At 71.9% G+C, this 25,580-nt stretch carries 22 protein-coding genes; 12 read left to right on the forward strand and 10 right to left on the reverse strand.

Annotated elements, in window-relative coordinates:
* Positions 1-15: 15 nt before the first annotated feature.
* The 6 genes from ACIPSA_RS40925 to ACIPSA_RS40950 form a co-directional block, all read right to left on the reverse strand.
* A complete protein-coding gene (locus tag ACIPSA_RS40925; protein ID WP_402644600.1) occupies positions 16-636 on the reverse strand; it encodes a DedA family protein in 621 nt (206 codons plus the stop codon).
* Positions 637-777: 141 nt separating this feature from the next.
* Positions 778-1,092, reverse strand: a complete 315-nt coding sequence (locus tag ACIPSA_RS40930) for a hypothetical protein (RefSeq protein ID WP_402644603.1) — start codon at positions 1,090-1,092, stop codon at positions 778-780.
* 99 nt (positions 1,093-1,191) lie between these two features.
* Complete coding sequence (gene meaB, locus ACIPSA_RS40935) at positions 1,192-2,181, reverse strand: methylmalonyl Co-A mutase-associated GTPase MeaB (protein ID WP_402644605.1); 990 nt, start codon at positions 2,179-2,181, stop codon at positions 1,192-1,194.
* A 6-nt stretch (positions 2,182-2,187) separates the two neighbouring features.
* Positions 2,188-4,362 carry a methylmalonyl-CoA mutase gene (scpA, locus tag ACIPSA_RS40940; protein WP_402644608.1) on the reverse strand — a complete coding sequence of 725 codons (2,175 nt, stop codon included), beginning with the start codon at positions 4,360-4,362 and terminating at the stop codon, positions 2,188-2,190.
* Positions 4,362-6,179 carry a methylmalonyl-CoA mutase family protein gene (locus tag ACIPSA_RS40945; protein WP_402644611.1) on the reverse strand — a complete coding sequence of 606 codons (1,818 nt, stop codon included), beginning with the start codon at positions 6,177-6,179 and terminating at the stop codon, positions 4,362-4,364. Before ACIPSA_RS40945 ends, scpA begins: the two co-directional genes overlap by 1 nt.
* A 139-nt stretch (positions 6,180-6,318) precedes the next feature.
* Positions 6,319-6,816: a MarR family winged helix-turn-helix transcriptional regulator gene (locus tag ACIPSA_RS40950; protein WP_402644613.1), complete on the reverse strand. Its 498-nt coding sequence runs from the start codon at positions 6,814-6,816 to the stop codon at positions 6,319-6,321.
* 87 nt (positions 6,817-6,903) lie between these two features.
* On the opposite strand from ACIPSA_RS40950, the gene ACIPSA_RS40955 reads away from it, so the two are divergent.
* The gene (locus tag ACIPSA_RS40955; protein WP_402644615.1) at positions 6,904-7,419 is read left to right on the forward strand and encodes a YceI family protein; all 516 of its coding nucleotides are present in this window, start codon (positions 6,904-6,906) and stop codon (positions 7,417-7,419) included.
* A 9-nt stretch (positions 7,420-7,428) separates the two neighbouring features.
* On the opposite strand, the gene ACIPSA_RS40960 is transcribed toward ACIPSA_RS40955, so the two are convergent.
* Positions 7,429-9,171: a hypothetical protein gene (locus tag ACIPSA_RS40960; RefSeq protein ID WP_402644618.1), complete on the reverse strand. Its 1,743-nt coding sequence runs from the start codon at positions 9,169-9,171 to the stop codon at positions 7,429-7,431.
* A gap of 195 nt (positions 9,172-9,366) precedes the next feature.
* Between ACIPSA_RS40960 and ACIPSA_RS40965 the strand changes: the two genes are divergently transcribed.
* The 5 genes from ACIPSA_RS40965 (at position 9,367) to ACIPSA_RS40985 (ending at position 13,268) form a co-directional block, all read left to right on the forward strand.
* Positions 9,367-9,786, forward strand: a complete 420-nt coding sequence (locus tag ACIPSA_RS40965; protein WP_402644620.1) for a cell division protein SepF — start codon at positions 9,367-9,369, stop codon at positions 9,784-9,786.
* Between the two features lie 138 nt (positions 9,787-9,924).
* Positions 9,925-11,121 carry an ATP-binding protein gene (locus tag ACIPSA_RS40970; protein WP_402644621.1) on the forward strand — a complete coding sequence of 399 codons (1,197 nt, stop codon included), beginning with the start codon at positions 9,925-9,927 and terminating at the stop codon, positions 11,119-11,121.
* A complete protein-coding gene (locus tag ACIPSA_RS40975; RefSeq protein ID WP_402644623.1) occupies positions 11,118-11,564 on the forward strand; it encodes a nucleotide pyrophosphohydrolase in 447 nt (148 codons plus the stop codon). Before ACIPSA_RS40970 ends, ACIPSA_RS40975 begins: the two co-directional genes overlap by 4 nt.
* A 179-nt stretch (positions 11,565-11,743) precedes the next feature.
* On the forward strand, positions 11,744-12,214 hold the full coding sequence (locus tag ACIPSA_RS40980; protein ID WP_402644625.1) for a DUF6099 family protein: 471 nt from the start codon (positions 11,744-11,746) through the stop codon (positions 12,212-12,214).
* A 130-nt stretch (positions 12,215-12,344) separates the two neighbouring features.
* On the forward strand, positions 12,345-13,268 hold the full coding sequence (locus ACIPSA_RS40985; protein ID WP_402644628.1) for an LLM class F420-dependent oxidoreductase: 924 nt from the start codon (positions 12,345-12,347) through the stop codon (positions 13,266-13,268).
* 71 nt (positions 13,269-13,339) lie between these two features.
* On the opposite strand, the gene ACIPSA_RS40990 is transcribed toward ACIPSA_RS40985, so the two are convergent.
* Positions 13,340-14,278 (reverse strand): D-alanyl-D-alanine carboxypeptidase family protein, encoded by a 939-nt coding sequence (locus tag ACIPSA_RS40990; RefSeq protein WP_402644630.1) that lies wholly within the window; start codon positions 14,276-14,278, stop codon positions 13,340-13,342.
* Positions 14,279-14,465: 187 nt separating this feature from the next.
* On the opposite strand from ACIPSA_RS40990, the gene ACIPSA_RS40995 reads away from it, so the two are divergent.
* From ACIPSA_RS40995 to ACIPSA_RS41020, 6 genes are all read left to right on the forward strand, one after another.
* A complete protein-coding gene (locus tag ACIPSA_RS40995; protein ID WP_402644632.1) occupies positions 14,466-15,401 on the forward strand; it encodes a hypothetical protein in 936 nt (311 codons plus the stop codon).
* A gap of 97 nt (positions 15,402-15,498) precedes the next feature.
* The gene (locus ACIPSA_RS41000; protein WP_402644634.1) at positions 15,499-16,989 is read left to right on the forward strand and encodes a 3' terminal RNA ribose 2'-O-methyltransferase Hen1; all 1,491 of its coding nucleotides are present in this window, start codon (positions 15,499-15,501) and stop codon (positions 16,987-16,989) included.
* Positions 16,986-19,556 carry a polynucleotide kinase-phosphatase gene (locus ACIPSA_RS41005; RefSeq protein ID WP_402644636.1) on the forward strand — a complete coding sequence of 857 codons (2,571 nt, stop codon included), beginning with the start codon at positions 16,986-16,988 and terminating at the stop codon, positions 19,554-19,556. The genes ACIPSA_RS41000 and ACIPSA_RS41005 overlap by 4 nt, the downstream gene beginning before the upstream one ends.
* A gap of 226 nt (positions 19,557-19,782) precedes the next feature.
* The gene (locus ACIPSA_RS41010; protein WP_402644638.1) at positions 19,783-21,666 is read left to right on the forward strand and encodes a RiPP maturation radical SAM C-methyltransferase; all 1,884 of its coding nucleotides are present in this window, start codon (positions 19,783-19,785) and stop codon (positions 21,664-21,666) included.
* Positions 21,663-22,205 carry a DUF5825 family protein gene (locus ACIPSA_RS41015; RefSeq protein WP_402644640.1) on the forward strand — a complete coding sequence of 181 codons (543 nt, stop codon included), beginning with the start codon at positions 21,663-21,665 and terminating at the stop codon, positions 22,203-22,205. Before ACIPSA_RS41010 ends, ACIPSA_RS41015 begins: the two co-directional genes overlap by 4 nt.
* A 3-nt stretch (positions 22,206-22,208) precedes the next feature.
* Positions 22,209-23,492: an MFS transporter gene (locus ACIPSA_RS41020; RefSeq protein WP_402644642.1), complete on the forward strand. Its 1,284-nt coding sequence runs from the start codon at positions 22,209-22,211 to the stop codon at positions 23,490-23,492.
* Here the strand turns inward: ACIPSA_RS41020 and ACIPSA_RS41025 are convergent.
* On the reverse strand, positions 23,431-24,330 hold the full coding sequence (locus ACIPSA_RS41025; protein WP_402644643.1) for a hypothetical protein: 900 nt from the start codon (positions 24,328-24,330) through the stop codon (positions 23,431-23,433). The genes ACIPSA_RS41020 and ACIPSA_RS41025 overlap by 62 nt on opposite strands.
* Complete coding sequence (locus ACIPSA_RS41030) at positions 24,327-25,541, reverse strand: SPFH domain-containing protein (protein ID WP_402644645.1); 1,215 nt, start codon at positions 25,539-25,541, stop codon at positions 24,327-24,329. Before ACIPSA_RS41030 ends, ACIPSA_RS41025 begins: the two co-directional genes overlap by 4 nt.
* Positions 25,542-25,580 lie beyond the last annotated feature (39 nt).

Genomic DNA, 25,580 nt, shown 5'->3' on the forward strand with positions numbered 1-25,580 from the left:
CACGCAGGTGCTGCGTCAGCTCCGGTGTCTGCGCCGCAGCAGATGCCGGCCGACGAGCGCGGCGGCCAGCACGCCGAGGGCGATGAGCGCGTAGAGCTGGTAGCGGGTGATCTCGTCGTAGAGGGCGGTGATGTGGGTGCCGGCTTCGTAGGCCAGAGTCGCCCACAGGCCCACCCACAGCGCGGCTCCGAGCGCGTTGAAAGCGAGGAAGCGGCGCCAGGGCATGCCACTGGTGCCGGCGATGATGCCGTTGGCCTGGCGCAGTCCTTCGACGAAGCGGGCGACGGTGACGATCTTGCCGCCGTGGCGGGTGAAGAACTCCTCGGCCGTACGGAAGCGTTCCGGAGTCAGGAACACATAACGACCCCAGCGCTGGACGAAGGCGCGGCCGCCGGACCGGCCGATGAGATAGCCGATGTTGTCCCCGGCGACGGCCGCGGCGAACGCGAGAGCCGCGACGGCCACGATGTTCAGCCTCCCGGCCCCGGCGTAGGTCCCGGCGGCGATCAGGATCGTCTCGCCAGGGGCGGGAACGCCGAAGTCCTCCACGAGGACCACGGCGCCGACGGCCCAGTAGCCGTAGTGGCCGAGCAGCGGGGCCAGGTGGGCCAGCGGGCCGGGCAGGGGCGGGGCCATGTGCCCACCGTACGTCAGCCTGTGGACTCCACGGTGACGTCAGCCCGTGGACTCCACGGTGACGTCAGCCCGTGGACTCCACGGTGACGTCGCCGCCCTCCGTGTGTGCCCTGACCTTGTGCGGTGAGCCGGAGTCGGTCTTCACGTCCACCGACCGGTGACCGCCCTCCGTGGTGGCGTCCAGTCGTAGGCGCCCTGCGGCAGACGGACGGTGGCGTCACCCCCTTCCGTGCCGGCGTCGGCCTTGTCGGGCACGCTCTTGAAGGAGACCGTGACGTCGCCGTCGCCGGCGCCGGCGCCGGCGACGTCGGCCGCGGTCACGGACTTGGCGGAGGAATCACCGATGTCGACCGAGCCGGTCCCGGACTTGGCGTACGTGGTGCCCGACAGGCGGTGGACCATGATGTCGCCGACGCCCGAGGTCAGATGCACGGCGGTCGTCGCGGGGACCTCCACGCGCGCTGCTTGGTCATGGGAACGAGGTCCTTTTCTGACTCATGCTCCGTCAGTTCCCATGCTTTCACGGCCAGTTGGGCGTCGGTGCGGCCCCGGACGTCAGCCGGCAGAGCCCCGGAACGCTTCCAGGATGCGTTCGGCGGCCAGCGTCGCCGTCAACGAGCCTTCCCTGACCTGCTGTTCGAGGCCGGGGGCGGCGTCGCGTACCGCGGGGTCGGCGTGCAGCCGGCCGAGCAGTTCGTCGCGGACCATCGCCCAGGTCCAGCCGACCTGCTGCTCCCGCCGCTTGGCGGTGAGCCGCCCGGCGGAGTCGAGCAGCGCGCGGTGCTGCTCCAGCCGTTCCCAGACGATCTCCAGGCCGGTCGACTCGCGGGCACTGCAGCTCAGCACCGGCGGGGACCAGAACGCGTCCTTGCCGTGCATCAGCCGCAGCGCGCCCGCCAACTCCCGTGCGGCGCCGCGGGCGTCGCGCTCGTGCGGGCCGTCCGCCTTGTTGACCGCGATCACGTCGGCCAGCTCCAGGACTCCCTTCTTGATGCCCTGCAGCTGGTCTCCGGTGCGGGCCAGCGTGAGCAGCAGGAACGAGTCGACCATGTCGGCGACCGCCGTCTCGGACTGGCCGACGCCGACGGTCTCCACCAGGATCACGTCGTAGCCCGCGGCCTCCATCACGACCATGGACTCACGGGTGGCCTTGGCGACCCCGCCCAGCGTGCCCGCGCTGGGGGAGGGACGGACGAAGGCCGCCGGGTCCACCGCGAGGCGCTCCATCCGGGTCTTGTCGCCCAGGATGGAGCCTCCGGTGCGGGTGGAGGACGGGTCCACGGCGAGCACCGCCACCCGGTGCCCCAGCGAGGTCAGCAGCGTGCCGAAGGCGTCGATGAACGTCGACTTGCCCACGCCCGGCACCCCGCTGATGCCGATGCGCCGCGCCCGGCCGCTGTGCGGGAGCAGCTCGGTGAGCAACTCCTGCGCCAGCGTCCGGTGCTGCGGCCGGGTGGACTCGACGAGCGTGATGGCGCGGGCCACGATCGCCCGCTTCCCGTCGAGCACACCCTTCACATATGTGTCGAGATCGATCGCTGCCATGGGGGACTACAGGTCGTGGCCGAGATCGGCCGACAGCCGCTTCACCAGGTCGTACGCCGCGTCCGGGATCACCGTCCCGGGCGGGAACACGGCCGTGGCGCCCATCTCCAGCAGGGTCGGCACGTCCTGCGGCGGGATCACCCCGCCGACCACGATCATGATGTCCTCCCGGCCCTCCTCGGCGAGTGCCTCGCGCAGCGCCGGTACGAGGGTGAGGTGACCGGCGGCCAGCGAGGACACGCCGACCACGTGGACGTCCGCCTCGACCGCCTGGCGGGCGACCTCCTCCGGGGTCTGGAACAGCGGGCCGACGTCGACGTCGAAGCCGAGGTCGGCGAAGCCGGTGGCGATCACCTTCTGGCCGCGGTCGTGTCCGTCCTGGCCCATCTTGGCGACCAGGATGCGCGGCCGGCGTCCCTCGGCCTCGTCGAAGGCGTCCACCAGGGCGCGGGTACGGTCCACGGACGGGGACTCCCCTGTCTCGTTGCGGTACACGCCGGAGATCGTACGGATCTGGCTGGCGTGGCGGCCGTACACCTTCTCCAGGGCGTCGGAGATCTCGCCGACGGTGGCCTTGGCGCGGGCCGCGCGCACGGCCAGCTCCAGCAGGTTGCCCTCGCCGTCGGCGGCCCGGGTGAGCGCGTCGAGGGCGTCCCGGCAGGCGGTCTCGTCACGCTCCGCGCGCAGCCGCCGCAGCTTCTCGATCTGCTGGGCGCGCACGGAGGAGTTGTCGACCTTGAGGACCTCGATCGCCTCGTCGTTCTCCACCCGGTACTTGTTGACACCGATCACCGGCTGGCGACCGGAGTCGATGCGGGCCTGCGTGCGCGCGGCCGCCTCCTCCACGCGGAGCTTCGGAATACCGGCGTCGATGGCCTGCGCCATACCGCCGGCCTGCTCGACCTCCTGGATGTGCGCCCAGGCCTTCCGGGCGAGGTCGTACGTCAGCTTCTCGACGTAGGCGCTGCCGCCCCACGGGTCGATGACCCGGGTGGTGCCGGACTCCTGCTGGATGAGCAGCTGGGTGTTGCGGGCGATGCGCGCCGAGAAGTCGGTCGGCAGCGCCAGCGCCTCGTCCAGGGCGTTGGTGTGCAGCGACTGGGTGTGGCCCTGGGTCGCCGCCATCGCCTCCACGGCCGTACGCGTGACGTTGTTGAACACGTCCTGCGCGGTCAGCGACCAGCCGGACGTCTGCGAATGCGTGCGCAGGGACAGCGACTTGGTGTTCTTCGGGTCGAACTGACTGACCAGCTTGGCCCACAGCAGGCGCGCGGCCCGCAGCTTGGCGATCTCCATGAAGAAGTTCATGCCGATCGCCCAGAAGAACGACAGCCGCGGCGCGAACGCGTCGACGTCCAGGCCGGCTTCCCGCCCGGCGCGGATGTACTCGACACCGTCCGCGAGGGTGTACGCCAGCTCCAGGTCGGCCGTGGCTCCGGCCTCCTGGATGTGGTACCCGGAGATGGAGATGGAGTTGTAGCGGGGCATCCGCTGCGAGGTGTAGGCAAAGATGTCGGAGATGATCCGCATCGACGGCTTCGGCGGATAGATGTAGGTGTTGCGGACCATGAACTCCTTCAGAATGTCGTTCTGAATGGTCCCGGCCAGCTTCTCGGGCGGTACGCCCTGTTCCTCCGCCGCCACGATGTAGAGCGCGAGCACCGGCAGCACGGCACCGTTCATCGTCATCGACACGGTCATCCTGTCCAGCGGAATCCCGTCGAACAGCTGCCGCATGTCGTAGATCGAGTCGATCGCCACGCCGGCCATGCCGACGTCACCCGTCACGCGCGGGTGGTCGCTGTCGTAGCCACGGTGCGTGGGCAGGTCGAAGGCGACCGACAGGCCCTTCTGACCGGCCGCCAGGTTGCGCCGGTAGAACGCGTTCGACTCCTCGGCGGTCGAGAAGCCCGCGTACTGGCGGATCGTCCAGGGCTGGTTGACGTACATCGTCGGGTAGGGGCCGCGCAGGTACGGCGCGATGCCCGGGTAGGTGCCCAGGAAGTCCAGGCCCTCCAGGTCACGGCCGGTGTAGAGCGGCTTGACCCCGATGCCCTCCGGGGTCTCCCAGAGCCGCTCCTCGGCGCCGGTCGCCTGCTTGACGGCCGTATGCCACTCCTCGGCACCGCCGTCGGCCACCGGGGCCCCCAGCTCGATGCCGGAGAAGTCGGGGATTCCCATCAGGACACTCCCATGCGGTCGAGGGTCGCGGACAGCACGTCGACGGCGTCGCAGCCCGCGAAGACGTACGAGTCGACGCCGGGATACCCCGAGGGTTCGGCGGGGCGGCCCGCGAGGACCACGTGCCGGGCGCCCGACGCCTTCAGGAACTGCGCCGTCTGCTCGGCCTGCTCCTCGTACAGCGCGTCGCTGGAGCACACCACGGCCTCGGTGGCGCCGCTGTCCTCGAAGCTTCCCTCGGTGACCGGCTCGATGCCGCCGGCCTGGAAGAGGTTGGCGGCGAACGTCGAGCGCGCGGTGTACGCGGCGGCCGATCCGATCGTGGAGAGGAAGATCCGGGGGCGGGAGCCGGTCGCCGCGAGGTGGGCGTCGGAGCGGGCGCGCAATTCCTCGTACGCCTCGTCCCGGCGCACGCGCGGAAGACCTCCCGACGCCGGCTCGGGAGCGGGTTCGCGCTGCACGGGCTTCTCGGCCAGGTACGGGAACTCGCTGACGCCGGTGATGGGTTCGCGCCGCTTGGCGAGCTTCTTGGAGCGCTCCGCCCAGGTCGTGGCCAGGTCCGTACGGATCCGGCCGGAGCGCAGGACGGCCGCCTGGCCGCCGTCGCGCTCGATCGTCCGGAAGAACTCCCAGCCCGCGCGGGCGAGCTCGTCGGTGAGCGACTCCACGTACCAGGAGCCGCCGGCCGGGTCGATGACCCGGGCCAGGTGGGACTCCTCGACCAGGATCGTCGACGTGTTGCGCGCGATACGGCGGGCGAACGCGTCCGGCAGGCCGAGCGCATGGTCGAACGGCAGCACGGTGACGGAGTCGGCGCCGCCGACCCCGGCCGCGAGTGTCGCGACCGTCGTGCGGAGCATGTTCACCCACGGGTCGCGGCGGGTCATCATCACCGGCGAGGTCACCGCGTGCTGCACCTGCACGCCCGCGCCGGGCGCCCCGCACACCTCGGCGACCCGCGCCCACAGCCGGCGCGCCGCGCGCAGCTTGGCGATGGTCAGGAACTGGTCGGCGGTGGCCGCGTAGCGGAACTCCAGCTGACCGCAGGCCTGCTCGACCGTGAGGCCCACCTCGGTCAGCTCACGCAGGTAGGCCACACCGGTCGCGAGGGAGGCGCCCAGCTCCTGCGCGGCCGAGCCGCCGGCCTCGTGGTACGGCAGCGCGTCCACGGTCAGCGCGCGCAGCCCGGGGTACGCCTCGGCGCACCGGGCAGCAAGGGCGGCGACCGGCGCGAAGTCCTGGGCGGTGCCGGTACGGGCCTCGTGACCCAGCGGGTCCGCGCCGAGGTTGCCGCGCACCGCCTTCGGGTCGACGCCCCGCTCCTCGTACAGCCGCAGCAGCTCCGCCGCGGCGGCCTCGACGTCTCGGCCGGCATCGAGCACCACCGGGGCCAGGTCGAGGTACACACCGTCGAGGGCGCGTGCGAGCCCGGAGACCGGGATGCCGCCCTGGCCCACGAGCAGCCAGAGCGAGGCGACGCCGTTCTCCAGGTCGGTCAGGATCGCGCCGTCCTCGGCCGCCGCGTGCCGCTGCCGCACGTCCCAGCCGCCCGTGGTGTTGCCTTCGGCGCGGCTGCCACGCACGAACGGGGCGAAGCCGGGCAGGCCGGGGTCGGGCGCGGTGTCGCGCGCGGTGTAGAGGGGCCGGGTGCGCAGGCCGTCCTCGAGCGTCGTGGACAGGGTGTCCTCAGCTGCCGCGCCCGAGACTTCCTTGCCCGACTTGCGCAGTACACCCTCGACCAGGTGTTGCCACTGCTCGTGTGTCGCGTCAGGGAACTCGGCGGCCAGTGAGAGCCCGTCGTCAGGCAGGACCGTCATGGCTCGGATGCTAGGGCAGGGCGCTCAAGTGATAGCAGAGCGGGGGCTGTGACGTTGCCCTCCTCGCGGTTGTGACCTGCGCCTCCCGGGTTCCGTACGCCCCCTTTTGTACCGTCGGCAGGGGGCGTCGGAACGGCCGTCAGCAGGTTCCGTCGGCGAGCCCCGGCAGCAGCCCGTTCACCGCTTCGCGCTGCTCCGGTCCGACGAACTCGGCGAGCGCCTCCTTGACCGCCGCGGCGAGCAGTCCGGAGGTCTCCTTCAGCAGTCGCCGGGCCTTCTCGGTGAGGGTGACCTGCACGCCCCGCTTGTCGCCGCAGACCGTCTGGCGGGTGGCCAGCCCGGCGTGCTGGAGGCAGGCGATCTGGTAGGTGAGCCGGGTCTTGGGGCGGCCCAGGAGGTCGGCGATCCGGGTCATGCGCAGACCGTCCCGCGGGTGCTCGGCCAGCAGACACAGGATGAGGAACTCGTCGTGGGAGACGTCGAGGTTCTCTTTCACCACGGAGCGCAGCCGCTGCTCCACCGCGCCGGTCGCCGCCAGCAGGAGCATCCAGGCTCGCAGCTCCCTGGGGAGCAGCCCGCTGCCCTCCAGGGAGGGACATCCAGGCTGGTCGGCGGGGTGTTCGTCGGGGGCGGCCATGGCTTCGAGTCTACCTGTTGTTCAAATTTGGATGATGGGTTAGCGTGAGGTCATCCAAATTTGAACCACCAATCCGGGAGTACGACCATGACCGTCGCCGTGGAAACGGGCCTCTGGCAGCTCGACCCGACCGCCTCCACCGTGGCCCTGAGCCACAAGACCTTCTGGGGCCTGGTCACCGTCAAGGGCACCTTCGCCGCCGTCGGCGGCCAGGGCGAGGTAGGGGCCGACGGGTCCGCCACCGGCACCGTGACACTGGACGTCGCCTCGCTGGACACCAAGAACGCCAAGCGCGACACCCACCTGCGCTCGGCCGACTTCTTCGACGCCGAGAACCACCCGGAGATCACCTTCGCCGTCCGCGGCGCCGAGCTCCGCGGCGGCGACACGGCGCACATCGCCGGTCAGCTGACCGTGCGCGGCATCAGCAGGCCCCAGTCCGTCACCGCACGTCTGGCCGCGGCCGACGCCGAGGCGCTCACGCTGGAGGCGGAGTTCACCGTGGACCGCGACCAGTTCGGCATGGGCTGGAACCAGATGGGCATGCTCCGCGGGCTGACCACGGTGGCCGCCACGCTGCGGTTCACGCGCGCGGCGGCCTGAGCCGGCGGGTCAGCCCGCCCCGCCCGTGGACTTCCTCAGCTTTATGTCCTGACTGGACAGCGTCTGCGGGGTCGCCGTGAAGGCGCGCAGCCGGATGCGGACGCTCGGCCTGGGGAGGGGGAACCTTCCCTCGGGCGGCCGGAGTTCGACGCTCACCGTGCTGTGAGCGGGAATCGTGGCCGGGCCCCGCACGACCGACCAGTACTTGTTCATGCCCTGGCCCGTGGTGAGCGTGTAGTGCGGGGTGAGCGCGGAGTCCTCCGTGTTGACCACCTTCAGGATCAGCGCCGAGACCACGCTCTCCGAGGTCCGCCGCACCGAGGTGACCTGTATCCTCAGCGGCGGCCTGCCCGACACCGCCAGGGCCGCGCTCACCAGCGCCGGGGTGATCAGCAGCACGATCGCCGCGGCCAGGGCAGGGCGGCGGCGGGTCCCGGTCAGCGGCCGGGGGCGCGGCTGCCAGGCGTGCTCGAACTCCGACAGGGGCGTGGTGACCGCCGCCGCCAGCCACAGCGGGGTCATCATCAGGTAGTAGCCGTCCTGGGAACGGGTCGCCAGGTAGAAGGCCAGCCAGGGCAGCACGGTCGCCGCCGGGCCCAGCCGCCGTACGAACAGCACGAACAGCGCGAGCAGGGCGGCCGCGAGGAGCATGCTCGCGTGCGAGTACCAGTCGAGCCGGTCGCTGCCGTTCGTGAAGTACAGCGAGATGCCCACCAGGCCCTGGCCGTGCAGCACCGCGCCCTGCGTCAGCGGCAGGGCGATCCCCTTCAGCCACGGGCCGGGCTCGGACACGATGAAGTACGTGTTGATCAGCAGCCACGCCGTGGTGGCGACCCCCACGATCCGCAGTATCACCAGCCCCGCCGCGCGCCCGCCCAGCTCGCCTCGGCGCACCGCGTAGATCCCGGCCAGCAGGAACGGGGCGACGAACCAGGGGAGTTGCTGCGCCGCGCACGCGGCCCCCAGACACGCCGCCCGCGCGATCCCGGCGGCGCCGAGCCGCCCGCCCCGCCCGGTCCGCGGCCAGCGCACCACCACCGGCACCAGCAGGACCATGCCGAGGATCGCCGGGTAGCCGAGCCGGGCGTACGACGGCAGGAATCCGAAGCCCAGGCAGGCCATCGTGGCCGCCGACCGCCACGGAACGGGCAGCATCCGCCACATCACGACCGCGCCGACGATCAGCGCGCCGGTGGCCGCCGCCGTCGCTGGGGCGCCACCGCGCCCCAGCCACAGCATGGGGGCGGTCAGCAGCGGTGCCAGCGGGGGATAGCCGTACGTGAAGTCGTACCCGCCGCTTATCGTCGGCGTGATGGCGACGCCCTTGCCGGTGAAGAGCCAGGGCCAGGGCTGCCCGTAGACCGTGTGCCCGGCGACCAGCTCCTTGGCGGCCTGAGTGGTGAGCACCGCCTCGTCGCCGCCGCTGTGGTTCAGCGCCCAGCTGCACAGGGTCAGTGCCACCGCGGTCACCAGCACCACCAGGTCCAGGTGCGCCAGCGAGCGGGCACGACGGACCGTCAGGGCGAGCACCCCGGTCACCAGGATCGAGGCGTAACAGACGGAGATGACCGCCGCGAGGAGGAGGCGGTGGGAGGCCGCCTGTGTCCATACCGCCCGGGTCCCGATGAACAGGCTCACGTCGGCGAGGAGGGTCAGGACGCGGTGCCACTGTGCCGGGGACCCCGGGGCGGCGGACACCGCCGACTGCGTCCGCCGGCCGGGTGTCACCAGCTGTGTTTCTGCCAAGTGCACGACATCGGACCGTAATCGCGACCGGTGAGCGGCGCGTCGCAGGAGGTGAAGAGTCCGGTGTGAGGGCGGTAAGAAATGGGTTTTTTCGTACATGTGTCACACGGGGGGCGAGAAAAGGGGCCGCCGTGACCGTCGCGCTTCGTGTCGCTGTTGGGCCGAACGGGTGACTTGGCGTAAGAATTGGCTGGTGCAGGCATGGAATGCGAGTCAGTTCGGGGGGATCCGGTGAGCCGTTACGACGTCACCGACGAACAGTGGGAGGGGCTCGCCGAGGTCGTGCCGCTGCGAGGGCGGGACGCCTGGCCGTCCGCGGTGAGCCACCGCTCCCTCCCGGACGCGGAGACCGAGACCCGGCGGCGGTTCGTCGTCCTGCGGGTCAATGTGTTCGCGGACGCCCGTGAAGTGGCCGAGACGCTCATGGCGGGCGTGCCGGTCCTTCTCGACCTCTCCAGTGCGGAGACCGAGGTCGCCAAGCGCGTCCTCGACTTCAGCACCGGCGTCGTCTTCGGCCTGGGCAGCGGGATGCACCGCGTCGACCGGAACGTGTTCCTGCTCACCCCGCCCGGCACCGAGGTCAGCGGGCTCATGCAGGGGGCCGGGCTTTCCGGCGGGTGAGCGGAGGGGCCGGGATCTCCTCGCGGGTGAGCGCGGTCCCTCGTTCGTAGGAAGGTGGCGACGCCGGAACGGTTCGCCGCGACAGGGGAGCCCTACGGTCCGGTCATGGCCGTGCCCCCCACATGCCCCACGTCCCCCATGTCCGTTCCACCGGGTCCAGCACCTGAGCCCGGTACTTCTCCCACGGTGCCCCCGCCCGCGGATCCGGCCGGCCCGGAACGGTGGGCCCGGCCGCGGGTCACCGAGTTGCGGCTCTCCGCGTTCGCGGGGCATCGGCGGGCCGGGTTTCCGCTCGGCGCCTTCACCCTCTTCGCCGGGCCCAGCGGGTGCGGCAAGTCGACGGCGCTGCGGGCGTACGAGGCGCTCGCCCGGCTCGGCGGCGGGGCACCGCTCGCCGCGGTGTTCCCGGACCCGGTGGCCTGTGTGCCGGAGCGTGCCCGGCCCGACGCCCAGCACCGGCGCGGCTTCCGCATCGGCTGTACGACGGACGGCCCCGAAGGCCCGGTCCGGCTCGATGTCGCCGTGCAGGCCGAGCCCGAACTTCGCATCGTCGGCGAGCGGCTGACCGCGGGCGGGCTCGTCCTGCTGGAGACGGCCCTGCGCGACCCGAGGCGACCCTCCGTCCAGGCCGCCTGGCACACCGCGGGATCGTCACCGGTGACGCGCGCCCCGCTCCCCGACGACCGCCTCGGCACCGCGCTCCTCCCGCTGCGCGTGGCAGGCAAGACGGACGGGCAGCGTCAGGTGCTCGCCGCGGCCGAACAGACCGTGGTCGCGCTGCGCTCCGTCTTCGCCTGCGAGCCGCGCCCCGACCGGATGCGCGAGGCCGTCCCCCTGGGCCCCGGACGGCTCCTGCCGGGCTGCGACAACCTCGCCGAGGTCCTGTGGCGCACCCGTGCGGAATGCGGCCGCCGGCACGCGCAGCTCGTCGCGGCGGTGCGCGCCGGATGCGCCGGACCCGTGGCCGACCTGGCCGCCGAGCCGCTGGGCGACGGGACCGTCCGGGCGCTGCTCGACCGGGGCGACGGCATCCGGACCGGACTCGGCCGGCTCGGCGACGGCGAGCTGAGATACCTCGCGCTGGCCCTGGTGCTGCTCACCGGCCCGGGAGTCCTGGACGTCGACGCGCCCCACGAGGTGCCCGACGCCATGCGGACGCTCACCGTCCTCGCCGACGGCCTCGACCACGCGCTGGACGGCCGGCAGCGGACCGAACTGCTGCGGCTCGCCACCCGGATGTGCGGACTCGGGCACATCCGCTTCGTCGGGGCGGTGAGCGACGCGACGTGGGCCGCCGGGACCGACGGAGTCACGGTGGTACACCTGGAGCCGTGACGGAACACCTGGACGTGGCGAAACTGCAGCGCCGGCTGGCCGAGTTCGCGGCCGCCCGGAACTGGCAGCCGTACCACACCCCCAAGAACCTCGCGGCCGCCCTCAGTGTGGAGGCCTCCGAACTGGTCGAGATCTTCCAGTGGTTGACGCCGGAGGAGTCGGCCCGCGTCATGGACGACCCCGACACCGCGCACCGCGTCACGGACGAAGTCGCGGACGTGCTCGCCTATCTGCTGCAACTGTGCGAGGTCCTCGGCATCGACCCGCTCGCCGCCCTGGACGCCAAGATCGACCGGAACGAGCAGAGGTTTCCGGTGCCGGGGGAGGGCGGGCGAGAGGGCGAAGGGGAGAGTGAGGAAGAGGGCGGGGAGAGCGAGGAAGAGGGCGGGCGAGTGGGCGACGGAGCGGACAAGGACGAGGGGAACCACGAGGGGAACCACTAGGGAGCCCCGGATTCCACTATCACTCTCCGAAGTTGAATTGCTGCCCGAATCCGAATTGTTGTCCGCAGATTTCCGTCTTCCTCTGGCTTTCTGTCTCATCCCCCCTCACTCTGGGTAGTGAACAAGGGTGTTCGGGTGGAGAGCGTGCGACCAGCACGTCGGGCGGACGGGGACGGCCCATGGATGCGATGCGGCTCATCGTGACCAGCAGGAGCGCATTGGCGGAAAGCGGCGACGCGCCGGAGATCCTGGCAGAGGTGTGGCAGGCCCAGGCCCTGGCCCAGGCGATCGGCAGCCGGCTGGCGGTCTCCGGGCCGCCGGAACTGCGGGGCGAGGCGCTGGGCCTGACCGAACTGGCCGGCCGCGGCTGCGGCGTCCTGGACGCCCCGGTCCTCGACCCCGGCGACCTGCGCGCCGCCCAGCTCACCGAACTGGACGACGCCCGCGGGACCCTCCTCTGCCTCGGCGGCCTCCTCGGCGAGGTCGGCATCGCCCTGGTCGGCATGGCCAGCTCCGCCGACGACCAGGCGACGTACTGGCAGTGCATGGAGGCGATCGACGCGGCGGACGAGTCCCGGGACCGCGTACGGGAGATGCTGCGCAAGCTGGCGGCGCGGGAGGCGGCGCTGCCGGAGAAGGAGGCGGGGTAGGCGGGTTCCCCCACCTCGGCGGGCCCCGTGCGCCCGGTTGACGCGATTTCACCCGACCGGGGGCGGCTGGGGCAGGAGGTGCCGGTGGGGTTGACGTGCCTGACGTGTCCCTGGCGTGCAGGATGGAGGTATGGATCTTCGAATCTTCACCGAGCCCCAGCAAGGGGCGACCTACGACACCTTGCTCGCCGTGGCGAAGGCCACCGAAGACCTCGGGTTCGACGCCTTCTTCCGCTCGGACCACTATCTGCACATGGGCGACGTGGACGGCCTGCCCGGCCCCACCGACGCCTGGATCACGCTCGCCGGTCTGGCCCGCGAGACCAAGCGCATCCGCCTCGGCACCCTGATGACCGCCGCCACCTTCCGGCTGCCGGGCGTGCTCGCCATCCAGGTCGCCCAGGTCGACCAGATGTCCGGCGGCCGGGTCGAACTCGGCCTGGGCGCGGGCTGGTTCGAGGATGAGCACAAGGCGTACGGCATCCCGTTCCCGAAGGAGAAGTTCGCCCGCCTGGAGGAGCAGCTGGCGATCGTCACCGGCCTGTGGGCGACCGAGGTCGGCAAGACCTTCGACTTCCACGGCACGTACTACGACCTCACCGACTCGCCCGCGCTGCCCAAGCCCGCGCAGGCCAAGGTCCCGGTCGTGATCGGCGGCCACGGCGCCACCCGCACCCCGCGGCTGGCCGCGCAGTACGCGAACGAGTTCAACATGCCGTTCGCCTCGCCCGAGGACAGCGAGCGGCAGTTCGGCCGGGTGCGCGCCGCGGCCGAGGCGGAGGGCCGCGACGCCGACGACCTGACCTGCTCCAACCTCCTCGTCGTCTGCGCCGGCAGGGACGACCGGGAGGTCGCCCGCCGGGCCGCCGCGATCGGCCGCGAGGTCGACGAGCTGAAGACCAACGGTCTGGCCGGCTCCCCGGCCGAGGTCGTCGACAAGATCGGCCGGTACGCCGAGGCCGGCTCGCGGCGCATCTACCTCCAGGTCCTCGACCTCACCGACCTGGACCACCTGGAGCTGATCTCCTCCCAGGTCCAGTCGCAGCTGTCGTGACGCCGGTGCGGGGCGGGCACGAACATGCCCGCCCCGCACCAGCCGTCGTACTCGGCCGTCCTCGGCCGTTCTCAGCCGTGCTGTGCGAAGCCGTAGTCGAGGATCTTCTTCGCGTCCTTGAACCGCTCGTCCGCCGACGTGTCCGCGAGGATGGTTCCCACCACCGTCCTGTTGCCGCGGGTCGCCGCGAACACCAGGCAGAACTTCGCCTCCGGCCCCGATCCGGTCTTCACGCCGATCGCACCCCGGTAGGAAGAGAGCAGCTTGTTCGAGTTCTTCCAGGGGGCCATGGCGTGCGTTCCGCCACCGGGCTGGTACGACTGCATGTCGTCGTACTCCTTGGTGCCGACGACCTTCTTGAACGTCTTGTTCTTCAGCGCGACAACGGCCAGCTTGGCCAGATCACGGGAAGACGCGAGGTTCCGGCCGTTGGACACCCCGTCGAACGAGTCGAAGTGGGTGTTCGTCATCCCCAGCTCGCGCGCCTTGCTGTTCATCTTCGCGATGAACGACTTCGTCCGCTGGGCCGTCGTCGACCCCGATCCGTAGGTGTCCGCCAGCGCGTACGCCGCATCGCACCCGGACGGCAGCAGGAGCCCGTACAGCAGGTCCTTCACCTTCATCGAGTCGCCGAGGATCAGATTGGCGCTGGAGTACCGCTGGGTGTGGGTGACCGGGTCGATGACGTAGTCCGTGTACTCCTTCTTGATCTTCACCTTGCGGTCGAGGTTCAGGTGCTGCTGCGACAGCACCACGAGCGCCGTCATGATCTTCGTCGTGGAACCGGTCCTCAGCTGTGTGTCCGCCCCCTTCCCGAACAGCGTCCTGCCGGTGGCGGCGTTCATCGCGTACGCGCCCTGCGCCGACACGGAAGGCGCCGACGGAGCCTGCGGTGCCGACGGAGCCGCCTGGGCGGGAGCGGCCGCGAGAACCCCCGTGGACAGGACGGCGGCGGCCGTCGCCGCGACAGCGGCCCGTCTCCCCACGTGTGTGCCTGTGCTGATGGTCATGCCAATTCCCGTTCTGTCAGTGGTCAGTTGACGATCAGTCACTCCATCAGGTCCCGGCCGGGAGAGCCATGGCGGAGATCACAGGAACCAAGGCGATGTGCTCGCCGTGTGGACTCTCTGTGCCGGAACTGTGGGCTCCATCACGGCGCGCATGATCCAGGCCTGATCGGATGACCGGGTGCGTAAAGTGCTCCCTCTCGCTGTCGCAGTCACCGGCCTGTTTGCGCTGTCGGCCTGTCAGTTCGCCGGCCATGACGATCCGGCCGACGAGGCCGGCCGCCTCAACACCATGGAGTCGTTCCCGCTGCACGCCTACCTGCCGGACCCGTCGTCGGACGCGGGAAAGGCCATCGGCTCGGCGCAGTGGATCCTCGCGAAGAAGTGCATGGTCCGGCTCGGCTTCGCCGGCTTCACGATGCTCAACACCAAGACCGTCGAGTCGACGTATCCGGTCCGGCGGGGAACCCTCGCGCTCAGCAGCACGACCGGTGACGACCGCCCCTACGGGGTCGACGATCCCGACGAGGCCATCGAGCACGGATACCACAACCGGAAGCAGACGGAGTCCTCCCAGCCCCAGGAGTGGGTGGCCGACCAGTACGTCGCCCTCACCGGCACGTTCGACTCCGGCGACAGCCGCCGCGCCCACGGGCACCCCATCCCCCAGGGGGGTTGTCTGGGACAGGCGATGCAGAAGATCTACGGCGCTCCGCCCAAAACGACGAAGGTCAACGGCCTCAAGGTCACCGGCTATTACTCCCTCGGCCTCGAACTGTGGTACGAGTCCCACAAGGAGGCGCGGAAGGACCCGGCCTGGAAGAAGGCCGACCGCGCCTGGTCGGCCTGCATGAAGAAGAAGGGCTTCCACTACCCCGATCCGGACGAGGTATCGGTCGACACCGCCTGGTACCGGACGGAGAAGCCGTCGAGCAGGGAGAAGAAGACAGCGGCTGCCGATGCCCGGTGCAAGCTCGACACCGGCTACATCGACACCGTCCACGCCGTCGAGGCCCGCGCCCAGAAGACGGCCGTCAGCAAGCGCAAGAAGGATCTGGACGCCCTGCGCGCCGCGAACGAGCGGGCGGTCGAGAACTCCCGGACCATTATCGAGAAAGAGTCATGAGCAGAGCTGCGGTCCGACGCCGGCCACGGGCCCGACAGCCGGCCGCTTCGGTAAAACCGGTGGTCAGAACGGTGCCGCACACGAGAGACTCGGACGTGTGTTCCTGACGATCTCCACTAGCGGCACCGCCGCCCTCCCGGCCACCGACCTCGGGTTCCTGCTGCACAAGCACCCCGAGAAGGCACAGACCTTCTCCACCTCCTACGGCACCGCGCAGGTCTTCTACCCAGAGGCGGATACCGAGCGCTGCACGGCCGCGCTCCTGCTGGAGGTCGATACGGTCGCGCTGGTCCGCCGGGGCAAGGGCAAGGGCCGCGGTGGAGCTCCCGACGCGGCACTCGCGCAGTACGTCAACGACCGCCCCTACGCGGCCTCCTCGCTGCTCGCGGTCGCGCTGAGCGGAGTGTTCTCCAGCGCCCTGCGGGGCGTGTGCAACGCCCGCCCGGAGCGGGCCGCCGCACCCCTGCCGCTGCGCATCGAGGTACCCGCACTGCCCGCCCGCGGCGGCCCGGAGCTCGTACGACGACTCTTCGAGCCGCTCGGCTGGGCCGTGACCGCCGAACCCGTCACCCTCGACTCCGAGTTCCCGGAGTGGGGCGACTCGCGGTACGTCCGCCTCGTCCTGGAGTCGGAGTCGCTGACCCTTGCCGAGGCGCTGCGTCACCTGTACGTCCTGCTGCCCGTCCTCGACGACGCCAAGCACTACTGGGTCGCCTCCGACGAGGTCGACAAGCTGCTGCGCGCCGGCGAGGGCTGGCTGCCCACGCACCCGGAGCAGAAGCTGATCACCAGCCGCTATCTGTCCCGCCGCTGGTCGCTGACCCGGCAGGCGATGGAGCGGCTGGAGCTGGTGCGCCTCGCCGAGGCCGACGACAGCGAGGTCGAGGCGATCGACAACGCGGTCGAGGAGGAGACGGAGGCGGAGGAGAAGCCGACACCGCTCGCCGTACAGCGCCGGGAGGCGATCGTCGCCGCCCTGCGCGAGGCCGGTGCCGCCCGGGTCCTCGACCTCGGCTGCGGGCAGGGCCAGCTGGTGCAGGAGCTGCTCAGGGACGTGCGGTTCACCGAGGTCGTCGGCGTCGACGTCTCCGTGCGGGCCCTCACCATCGCCTCGCGCCGGTTGAAGCTGGACCGCATGGGGGAGCGGCAGGCGGCCCGCGTGCAGCTCTTCCAGGGCTCGCTCGCCTACACGGACAACCGGCTCAAGGGCTATGACGCGGCCGTGCTCAGCGAGGTGATCGAGCACCTCGACCTGCCCCGGCTGCCCGCCCTGGAGTACGCCGTGTTCGGGCACGCGCGCCCACGCACGGTCCTGGTGACCACCCCGAACGTCGAGTACAACGTCCGCTGGGAGACCCTGCCCGCCGGACACGTCCGGCACGGCGACCACCGCTTCGAGTGGACCCGCGAGGAGTTCCGCACCTGGGCGGCGGCCGTGGCCGAACGGCACGGCTACGAGGTGGAGTTCACGGCCGTCGGACCGGACGACCCGGAAGTCGGGCCGCCCACCCAGATGGCCGCGTTCCACCGCAACGAGAACCGGAACGAGAACCGGAACGAGATCAAGAAGGAGGCGAAGGCAGCATGACCGAGACGCAGGACAAGGGACGGGTCCTCCCCGTCACCGACCTCTCCCTCGTGGTGCTCGTCGGCGCCTCCGGCTCGGGCAAGTCCACCTTCGCCCGAAGGCACTTCAAGCCCACCGAGGTCATCTCCTCGGACTTCTGCCGGGGTCTGGTCTCCGACGACGAGAACGACCAGAGCGCGACGAGTGACGCCTTCGACGTGCTGCACTACATCGCGGGCAAGCGGCTGGCCGCCGGCCGGCGTACCGTCGTCGACGCCACCAGCGTGCAGCAGGACAGCAGGCGCCAGCTCATCGAGCTGGCGAGGAAGTACGACGTGCTCCCCATCGCCATCGTGCTCGACGTGCCCGAGGAGGTGTGCGCCGAGCGCAACGCGACCCGCACCGACCGCGCCGACATGCCGCGCCGGGTGATCCAGCGGCACATCCGGGAACTCCGCCGTTCCGTACGGCACTTGGAGCGCGAGGGCTTCCGCAAGGTGCACGTCCTGCGCGGAGTGGAGGAGGCCGACAGCGCCACGGTCGTCACCGAGAGGCGCTTCAACGACCTGACCCACCTCACCGGGCCCTTCGACATCATCGGCGACATCCACGGCTGCGCCTCCGAACTCAACTCCCTGCTCGCCAAGTTGGGCTACACCGACGGCGTGCACCCGCAGGGCCGTACGGCCGTCTTCGTCGGCGACCTGGTCGACCGGGGCCCGGACACCCCGGGCGTGCTGCGCCGGGTGATGTCCATGGTGGCGTCGGGCAACGCGCTGTGCGTGCCGGGCAACCACGAGAACAAGTACGGGCGTTACCTCAAGGGCCGCAAGGTCCAGCACACCCACGGGCTCGCCGAGACCGTCGAGCAGATGGAGGGCGAGAGCGAGGAGTTCAAGGCGGAGGTGCGCCGCTTCCTGGACGGGCTGGTCAGCCACTACGTCCTCGACGGCGGCAAGCTGGTCGTCTGCCACGCCGGTCTGCCCGAGAAGTACCACGGCCGCACCTCCGGCCGGGTGCGCTCGCACGCGTTGTACGGCGAGACGACGGGGGAGACCGACGAGTTCGGGCTGCCGGTGCGCTACCCGTGGGCGGAGGACTACCGAGGCCGGGCCGCCGTTGTCTACGGCCACACCCCGGTGCCGGAGGCCACCTGGCTCAACAACACCATCTGCCTGGACACCGGCGCCGTCTTCGGCGGCAAGCTGACCGCGCTGCGCTGGCCGGAGCGGGAGCTGGTCGACGTACCGGCCGAGCGGGTCTGGTACGAGCCGGCGAAGCCGCTGCGCAGCGAGGCGCCCGGCGGGCACGACGGGCGGCCGCTGGACCTGGCGGACGTGTACGGACGCCGGGCCGTGGAGACACGGCACGCGGGCCGGGTCGCGGTCCGTGAGGAGAACGCGGCGGCGGCCCTGGAGGTCATGAGCCGCTTCGCCGTCGACCCGCGGCTGCTGCCGTACCTGCCGCCGACCATGGCACCTACGGCCACGAGTCATATGGAGGGCTACCTGGAGCACCCGGCCGAGGCGTTCGCGCAGTACGCGCGGGACGGCGTCGCCCGGGTCGTGTGCGAGGAGAAGCACATGGGCTCGCGGGCGGTGGCCCTGGTGTGCCGGGACGCGGAGGCCGCCCGGAAGCGGTTCGGCGTGGACGGGCCCACCGGGTCGCTGTACACCCGCACCGGACGGCCGTTCTTCGACGACGACGCCGTGACCGAGGAGATCCTCGGGCGCGTCCGGTCGGCGATCGGGGAGGCGGGCCTGTGGGACGAGCTCGCTGCATCCGACAGCGCCTCCGGCGCGGGGGACTGGCTGCTGCTCGACGCGGAGCTGATGCCGTGGTCGCTGAAGGCGTCCGGCCTGCTGCGCTCCCAGTACGCGGCCGTCGGTGCCGCCTCCGGCGCGGTGTTCCCGGGTGCGCTGTCGGCCCTGGAGGGTGCGGCGGCGCGGGGCGTGGACGTGGCCGGGCTGCTCTCCCGGCAGCGTGAGCGGGCCGCCGACGCGGCCGCGTTCACGGACGCGTACCGGCGCTACTGCTGGACCACGGACGGGCTGGACGGGGTGCGGCTCGCCCCGTTCCAGATCCTGGCCGTGCAGGGACGCAGCCTGGCCGCCGTGCCGCACGACCAGCAGCTCGCGCTGATCGACCGGCTCGTCGAGCACGACGGGACGGGACTGCTGCAGACCACGCGGCGGCTGTACGTCGACACCGGCGACCCGGAGTCGGTGCGGGCGGGTGTCGACTGGTGGCTGGAGATGACCGGCCGGGGCGGCGAGGGCATGGTCGTCAAGCCGGTCGGCGCGGTGGTGCGCGACGAGGAGCACGGCCGGCTGGTCCAGCCGGGCATCAAGTGCCGGGGCCGCGAGTACCTGCGGATCATCTACGGTCCCGAGTACACCCGGCCGGACAACCTCGACCGGCTGCGCAAGCGATTCCTGAACCACAAGCGGTCGCTGGCGATCCGCGAGTACGCCCTCGGCCTGGAGGCCCTGGACCGGCTGGCCGAGGGTGAGCCGCTGTGGCGGGTGCACGAGGCGGTGTTCGGGGTGCTGGCGCTGGAGTCGGAGCCGGTGGACCCGCGTCTGTGAGGCGTCCCACGGGCACCCTTGTGCCTCACATATATCTGTTCATATGGTGAAACACCTTGCGGCGTACGTGTGTTCGGAACACCGGAGGGAGTGAGGCACGTGGAGATCAAGAAGGTAGTGGTCCGCGAGGACCAGAGCACCAGCCGCCGGCCGGCGATCGTGGAGAAGCGGCCGTCCCGCTGACGGCTGATCCGCTGACGGCCGACTCGCTGACCGAAGGGGTGGTATGCGCGTTCACCTGGTGACGATGCCCTGGCATCCGATCGACCTCCCCTCGCTACAAGTGGGCCTGCTGCACCGTCTGGTGCGGCAGGCCCGCCCGTCCGACGAGGTGACCGAGTTCCACGGTTCGCTGCGCTGGGCGGAGTTCCTCCTCGAACACTCCGGAGGACGGCTCCGTCCGGGTGACTACGTGACGGTCGGCAGCGACTCGATCTTCCACGGCCTCGGCGACTGGGTCTTCTCGGGCGTCCTGTACGACGACCCCGGCTGGGGCGCTGCACGGCTGCGGGACTACGCGGCCGGCCGGGACGTGTTCACCGACACCGCCGTCGGGATGCGGCCGTACGCGGCCGGGTTCATCGCCGAGGCCGCGACCGAGGTGCTCGCGGCGGAGCCCGACCTCGTCGGGTTCACCACCACGTTCATGCAGAACGTGGCCTCCCTGGCCCTCGCCCGGGAGCTCAAGCGCCGCCGCCCCGGGCTCACCGTCGTCTTCGGCGGCGGCAACTGCGACGGCCCCATGGGCCACGCCCTGCATCGCACCCACCGGTTCGTCGACCACGTGGTGCGCGGCGAGGGGGAGTACGCCTTCCCCGCCCTGTTGCGCCACCTGGACGACGGCACCCCGCCGGCCGATGTCCCCGGCCTGTGCTGGTGGGACGGCGAGGTGTCCCGGGCCAACGCCGAGACCCGGCGGACCGTGGCGCCCGCCGACATCCCCTCGCCCGACTACGACCAGTGGCAGGCCGCCCTGGAGGCGTCCCCGGTGCTGGAGTACGTCCACCCGAAGCTGGTCGTCGAGGGGGCTCGGGGCTGCTGGTGGGGCGAGAAGCACCACTGCACCTTCTGCGGGCTCAACGGCTCGGCCATGGCCTTCCGCGCCAAGCCGGGGGAGCGGCTGTGGGACGAGATCGACCGCCTCGTACGGCGGCACCGCATCCTGGACGTCGTCACCGTCGACAACATCATCGACATGGCGTACTTCCGGGACTTCCTCCCGCGTGTCGTCGACAGCGGCTGGGACCTGCGGCTGCACTACGAGGTCAAGTCCAACCTGACCCCCGACCAGCTCGGGCTCCTCGGCCGGTCCGGCACCGTGCACATCCAGCCGGGCATCGAGAGCCTGGGCAGCCGGGTGCTCGACCTCATGGACAAGGGTGTCACCGGCGCCCGCAACGTCCGTACGCTCCGCGAGTGCGAGAACCATTCGCTCACCTGCTCCTGGAACCTCCTCTACGGCTTCCCCGGCGAGACCGCCGAGGACTACGCGTCCGTCGTGGACCAGCTTCCGGCACTGGTCCACCTCCAGCCGCCCAGCGGCGCCCACCGCATCCAGCTGGAGCGGTTCAGCCCGCACTTCACCGACCCCGGCCTGGGCTTCGGCAAGCGGCGGCCGGCCGAGATGTACCAGCACGTCTACGACCTGCCCGAGGGCGAACTCGCCGACCTGGTCTACCTGTTCGACACGGAGGACGCGGGCATCACGGGCGAGGCCGAGGAGCGGCTCAAGGCGGCCGTGGCCGAGTGGCGGGCCGGACACCACCACTCGCGGCTGCTGTTCGAGGAGCACGAAGAAGAAGGGGAAGAGGGGGAGGGCGGGGCCGCCCTGCTCGTGCACGACCGGCGGCACGGCAGGCCCCGGACCACCCATCGCTTCACCGGCTGGGCTGCGGCAGCCCTGCGCCGCCTGGAGGACGGACGCACCGAGTCGGCGCTGCACCGGCTGCTGACGGCACAGGGCCACGACGTCTGCGCGGAGGAGTTGAGCCGATGGGTTCAACAGGCGTTTTCCCTGGGTCTGTTGTTCCGTGACGGCCGGACGTACGTCGCCCTGCCCACCTGGGACGAGCCGGTCCGCCTGCCCGACGGAGCGGGGGTGGCCGGATGACCGGGCTGCCCGCTGCCGTCGCGCACCGCGTCCTGGGCCGCCGGGTCGAGGTGACCGAGCCGCTCGGCCTGGGCGCGGGCGGACGGCGGACCGCGGTGGCGGTCCAGTTCCTGCGCGAGTGCCAGAGCCTGGGGCTCCAGGTCGGCTGGGAGGCGGACGGCGCGGAGACCCCGTACGACATCGGGCTCCTCCGCCATCTGCCGCCGCCCTCCCAACCGGTCGACGAACCAGATGAGTTGGACCGCTGGCGGGCGGGGTACTCGTACGGGATGCTCTATCACCGTCGTGGTCCGGGCTTCGTCACCGTCATGGACCGCAGGGAACCCGGCTCGGCGGCCCGGTTCACCCTCGACCACCCCGAGTTGCTCTCCGCCTTCCACACGCTTCTGGAGCCCACTGCGCTCGACGGCCTGAGCTCCGGCCGGCGGGAGGCCGCCGACCTGCTGGCCGCCGAGCGGCTGGCCCTGGTCACCGACGGGTGGGCGGTGGCCCTGCCGCCGCGCATCAGGCGCTGGCCCGTGCCCAGCACGGGGATCTGAGGGTTGGGCACGGCACCTGTCGAGGCCCGGCCGTTTCCGCTGCGGCGGCAGCGGGCCTTCGTCCTGCTCTGCGGGGAGCAGATCGCCGGTTCCGTAGGACGGCAGGTCACCGCCCTGGCCGTGGCGCTGCTCGCGGTGACCGGGCTGGACGCGGGACCGTTCGGGGCGGCGGCGGTGCTCGCGCTGACCTACCTGCCCGGGGCCCTGCTGAGCCCGTTCGCCGGATTGCTTGTCGACCGGGTGCGGCTGCGCCGGCTGCTCGTCGCGGTCACCGCCGCCCAGGCCCTGGTCGTCGGTTCGGTCCCGCTCGCGTACGCCCTGGGAGGAGTCGGCCGCCCGCAGCTGTACGGGGTGGCCGTCGTCTCGGGAGCCCTGACCTTCACGCTCTCGGTCGCCCTGCAGGCGGCCCTGCCCCGGGTCGTCGGACCGGAGCGGCTGCTGGCCGCCAACTCCGCGCTCACCGGGGCCCGTACGGCCGGACAGATCGGCGGACCCGCACTGGGCGGTGTGCTGGTCGGTGTCCTCGGCCCCGCCCCGGCCCTGCTGGCGGGCAGCGCGGCCTACGCCGTCGAGGCGCTGCTCCTGCTCGCCCTGCCCGCGGCGCTGAACGACCGGGCCGAGCCGAAGGGCAAGGAGCCGCCGACAGCCCTCCTGCGCGCGGGACTCGAAGTGGTCCGGGCCGAACGGCGGCTGCGCCGGATGGTCCTCGCGGGCGCCGGACTCAACCTCGGCAGCGGAGCGGCGGGCGCACTGTTCGTGTACTACGCGACCCGCGATCTCGCCCTGCCCGCCTGGCAGTTGGGCACCTCGTACGCCGTGCACAGCGCGGCCACGCTGGCGGGCGTGCTGGTCGCCGGCCGTTTCGCCCGGACGACGGGGCTGTGGTCGGCCACGAGGATCTGCGCACTGCTGGCGGGCGGCGCGGTCTTCCTGATCCCGGCGGCCGCGCTGGGCCACGCGTTCCCCCTGCTGCTCGCCTACCAGGCCTGCTACGGGCTCGCCGTCACCGTGTGGGCGATCTCCATGACCACCTTGCAGCAACTGGCCACGCCGGACGGCATGCAGGGCCGCGTCGCCGGGTTCGTGCAGGCCGCGCTGCTCGCCACGGTGCCGGTCGGAGCGCTCGCGGGCGGCGCGCTGGCCGCCGGGTTCGGTAACGTACCCGTCCTCCTGGGGTCGGCCGCGGTCGCGCTGCTGGCGGCGACGACCCTGTGGACGCCGGGCGTCAGCCGATCAGCCGCAGCCGCTCCCCGCACACCCGAACCCGGACCGTCTGCCCCCAGGTGAGCTCCAGCGCGTCGCTCTCGATCCCGTCGCCGAAGGCGATGAGCCGGTCGGACTCGACGGTGACCGACAGGGCCGCCGTGGCCGCGAGTTCGCCCGCCACCAGCGACGTTCCGGTGGCCGGTGACGGCCAGGCCTCCCGCACGAACCACAGCAGCCGGTCCTCGGTGGGGGAGGGGAGCGGCAGCCCGCTGGCCCGCTCCTGCCACACCGACCGGAGCCACCCGGTGGCCCCGGTCCCGGTCCCGACCAGCACCCCGGACGAGGCCTGGGCCTCGACGACACCCCCGTCGCCGTCGAGGCCCAGGCGGTAACGGGCCGTCTGGTGTCCGGCCGCCCCCAGATAGATCTCGTTGAGCGCAACCAGGCGCTGTGTGTCGTCCGCGACGGCCTCGACCATGGTGAGCTCGTCGACGCCGGTGCCCCGGGCCAGGGCGGCCGGCAGCAGGGTCGCCGCGTCCGCCGGCCGGTGCCGGACGAGCACGCCGGGGTTGCGGCCGGGGTCGGAGTCGATGCCGAGGACCGGCTGGCCGATGAGGTACTTCGCCGCGTTCGCCACCAGCCCGTCCTGGCCGACCACGACGACCACGTCCTCGGGCGCGAACAGGAACCGGTCCAGGTCGGCCCGCTCCACCCGGCTCTGCCGCCAGGTCAGGGGCACCGCCGAGGCGACCTCGGCCAGCGCCCGGCGGGTGCGGTGGTGGCGTTCGGCGACCTCGTCGATGTCGCGGCCGCGGGAGGCGAGGAAGAAGGCGGCCTGGCCGTGCGTGCCGTGCCGGGCCACCAGCTCCTCGTACTCCGTGGTGCGGTGGACCAGCACGGCCCGCGGGGCGAGACTCACTCCCGCGCCCCCGGGCCGCCGAGCTTCGCCAGCAGCCCGGTGAGCACGTCCGGGGACACGGTCACGCTGTCGACCCGGGGAAGGTTCTCCGCCAGCCGGGTCGCCGTCAGGGCGTGCAGCGTCGCCACGCCGTCGACTCCGGCGTCCGCGTGCACCCGCAGCCACGCGGCCTGGGCCTGCGCCCGCGCCTCACCCACCTCGCGTGCGCCCTCGGCCTCCGCGCGGGCCAGTCGTACCGAACGGGCCGCCTCCGCCTCCGCCAGCCGGGCCGTCCGGCCGGCCTCCGCGTCGGTCAGCAGCGCGGTGCGCCGCGCCTCGGCGTCGGCCAGCCGCAGCGACCGGTTGGCCTCGGCCTCCGCGAGCTTCACCGACCGGTCCGCCTCTGCCTCGGCCAGCTTCACCGAGCGGGCTGCCTCGGCCTCCGCGAGCCTGACCGTCCGTGCCGCCTCCGCCTGGGCGCGCACCGCGTCCGCCGCCGCCTGCTCCTCCGCCTCGCGGCGCGTGTTCGTGCCGCGCTGCTCGACCAACTGCTCCTCGCGGCGGGCGAGTTCGATCTGGCTGGCCAGCTCGTTCTCGGCGATCGTCCGCTCCCGCTCGACGGCCACGGCCCGCCGCTCGTAGGTGGCCCGGTCGGCCTCCTGCTGGATCTGCTCGCGGGCCGGAGTGCGCAGCGCCCGCTCCACCTCGGGCTCGGGCCGCAGCGCCACCACGCGGACGGCGACCACCTCGATGCCGGTGGCCGGGAGGCGGGGCTCCGCGCCCAGCCCCTCGGCGATCCGCTCGCGCACCGCGCTCACCCCGTCGACCAGTGCCGACGACAGCGGCGTACGGGCGAGGACGGCCAGTGCGTGCTGCTGGGCCGACTCCGTGAGCAGTGTGCCCAGCTGCTCGAGGGGCGCACCCCGCCACACGCCGGTGTCGGGGTCGATCGAGAAGTCCAGCCGGGCGGCGGCGACGGCCGGGTCGCTGATCCGGTAGGTGACCGTCGCCTGCACGGCCACGTCCTGGAAGTCGGAGGTGCGGGCGTGGAAGGTCATCGCCAGCTCCCGGTCGTCGACCGGTACCTCGGACAGGGCGGCGGTCAGCGAGCGGAACCAGAAGCTGAGCCCCGGGCCGTCGTGCGCGAGCTGTCCCGAGCGGTGGTGTCTGATGTGCGCCGTCGGAGCGCCGCGCAGATGGCGCCAGCCCAGGCGCCGGGTGATGTCGGCCATGGAGCCCCCTCGCTGATTTTCGTCATGTGGACGATAAGC

Origin of the sequence: Streptomyces sp. NPDC086549 (assembly GCF_044746205.1) — a bacterium.
GTDB lineage: Bacteria > Actinomycetota > Actinomycetes > Streptomycetales > Streptomycetaceae > Streptomyces.

Excerpts from the sequence above, each read along its gene's own strand:
- ACIPSA_RS40950 (WP_402644613.1), bottom strand. The coding sequence starts at position 6,816 with ATGGCCGCCCCCGACGAACACCCCGCCGACCAGCCTGGATGTCCCTCC.
- ACIPSA_RS40965 (WP_402644620.1), top strand. The coding sequence starts at position 9,367 with ATGGAATGCGAGTCAGTTCGGGGGGATCCGGTGAGCCGTTACGACGTC.
- ACIPSA_RS40945 (WP_402644611.1), bottom strand. The coding sequence starts at position 6,179 with ATGACGGTCCTGCCTGACGACGGGCTCTCACTGGCCGCCGAGTTCCCT.
- scpA (WP_402644608.1), bottom strand. The coding sequence starts at position 4,362 with ATGGGAATCCCCGACTTCTCCGGCATCGAGCTGGGGGCCCCGGTGGCC.
- ACIPSA_RS40955 (WP_402644615.1), top strand. The coding sequence starts at position 6,904 with ATGACCGTCGCCGTGGAAACGGGCCTCTGGCAGCTCGACCCGACCGCC.
- ACIPSA_RS40990 (WP_402644630.1), bottom strand. The coding sequence starts at position 14,278 with ATGACCATCAGCACAGGCACACACGTGGGGAGACGGGCCGCTGTCGCG.
- ACIPSA_RS40985 (WP_402644628.1), top strand. The coding sequence starts at position 12,345 with ATGGATCTTCGAATCTTCACCGAGCCCCAGCAAGGGGCGACCTACGAC.
- ACIPSA_RS40970 (WP_402644621.1), top strand. The coding sequence starts at position 9,925 with ATGTCCGTTCCACCGGGTCCAGCACCTGAGCCCGGTACTTCTCCCACG.
- ACIPSA_RS41005 (WP_402644636.1), top strand. The coding sequence starts at position 16,986 with ATGACCGAGACGCAGGACAAGGGACGGGTCCTCCCCGTCACCGACCTC.
- meaB (WP_402644605.1), bottom strand. The coding sequence starts at position 2,181 with ATGGCAGCGATCGATCTCGACACATATGTGAAGGGTGTGCTCGACGGG.
- ACIPSA_RS40980 (WP_402644625.1), top strand. The coding sequence starts at position 11,744 with ATGGATGCGATGCGGCTCATCGTGACCAGCAGGAGCGCATTGGCGGAA.
- ACIPSA_RS41015 (WP_402644640.1), top strand. The coding sequence starts at position 21,663 with ATGACCGGGCTGCCCGCTGCCGTCGCGCACCGCGTCCTGGGCCGCCGG.
- ACIPSA_RS41030 (WP_402644645.1), bottom strand. The coding sequence starts at position 25,541 with ATGGCCGACATCACCCGGCGCCTGGGCTGGCGCCATCTGCGCGGCGCT.
- ACIPSA_RS40925 (WP_402644600.1), bottom strand. The coding sequence starts at position 636 with ATGGCCCCGCCCCTGCCCGGCCCGCTGGCCCACCTGGCCCCGCTGCTC.
- ACIPSA_RS41010 (WP_402644638.1), top strand. The coding sequence starts at position 19,783 with ATGCGCGTTCACCTGGTGACGATGCCCTGGCATCCGATCGACCTCCCC.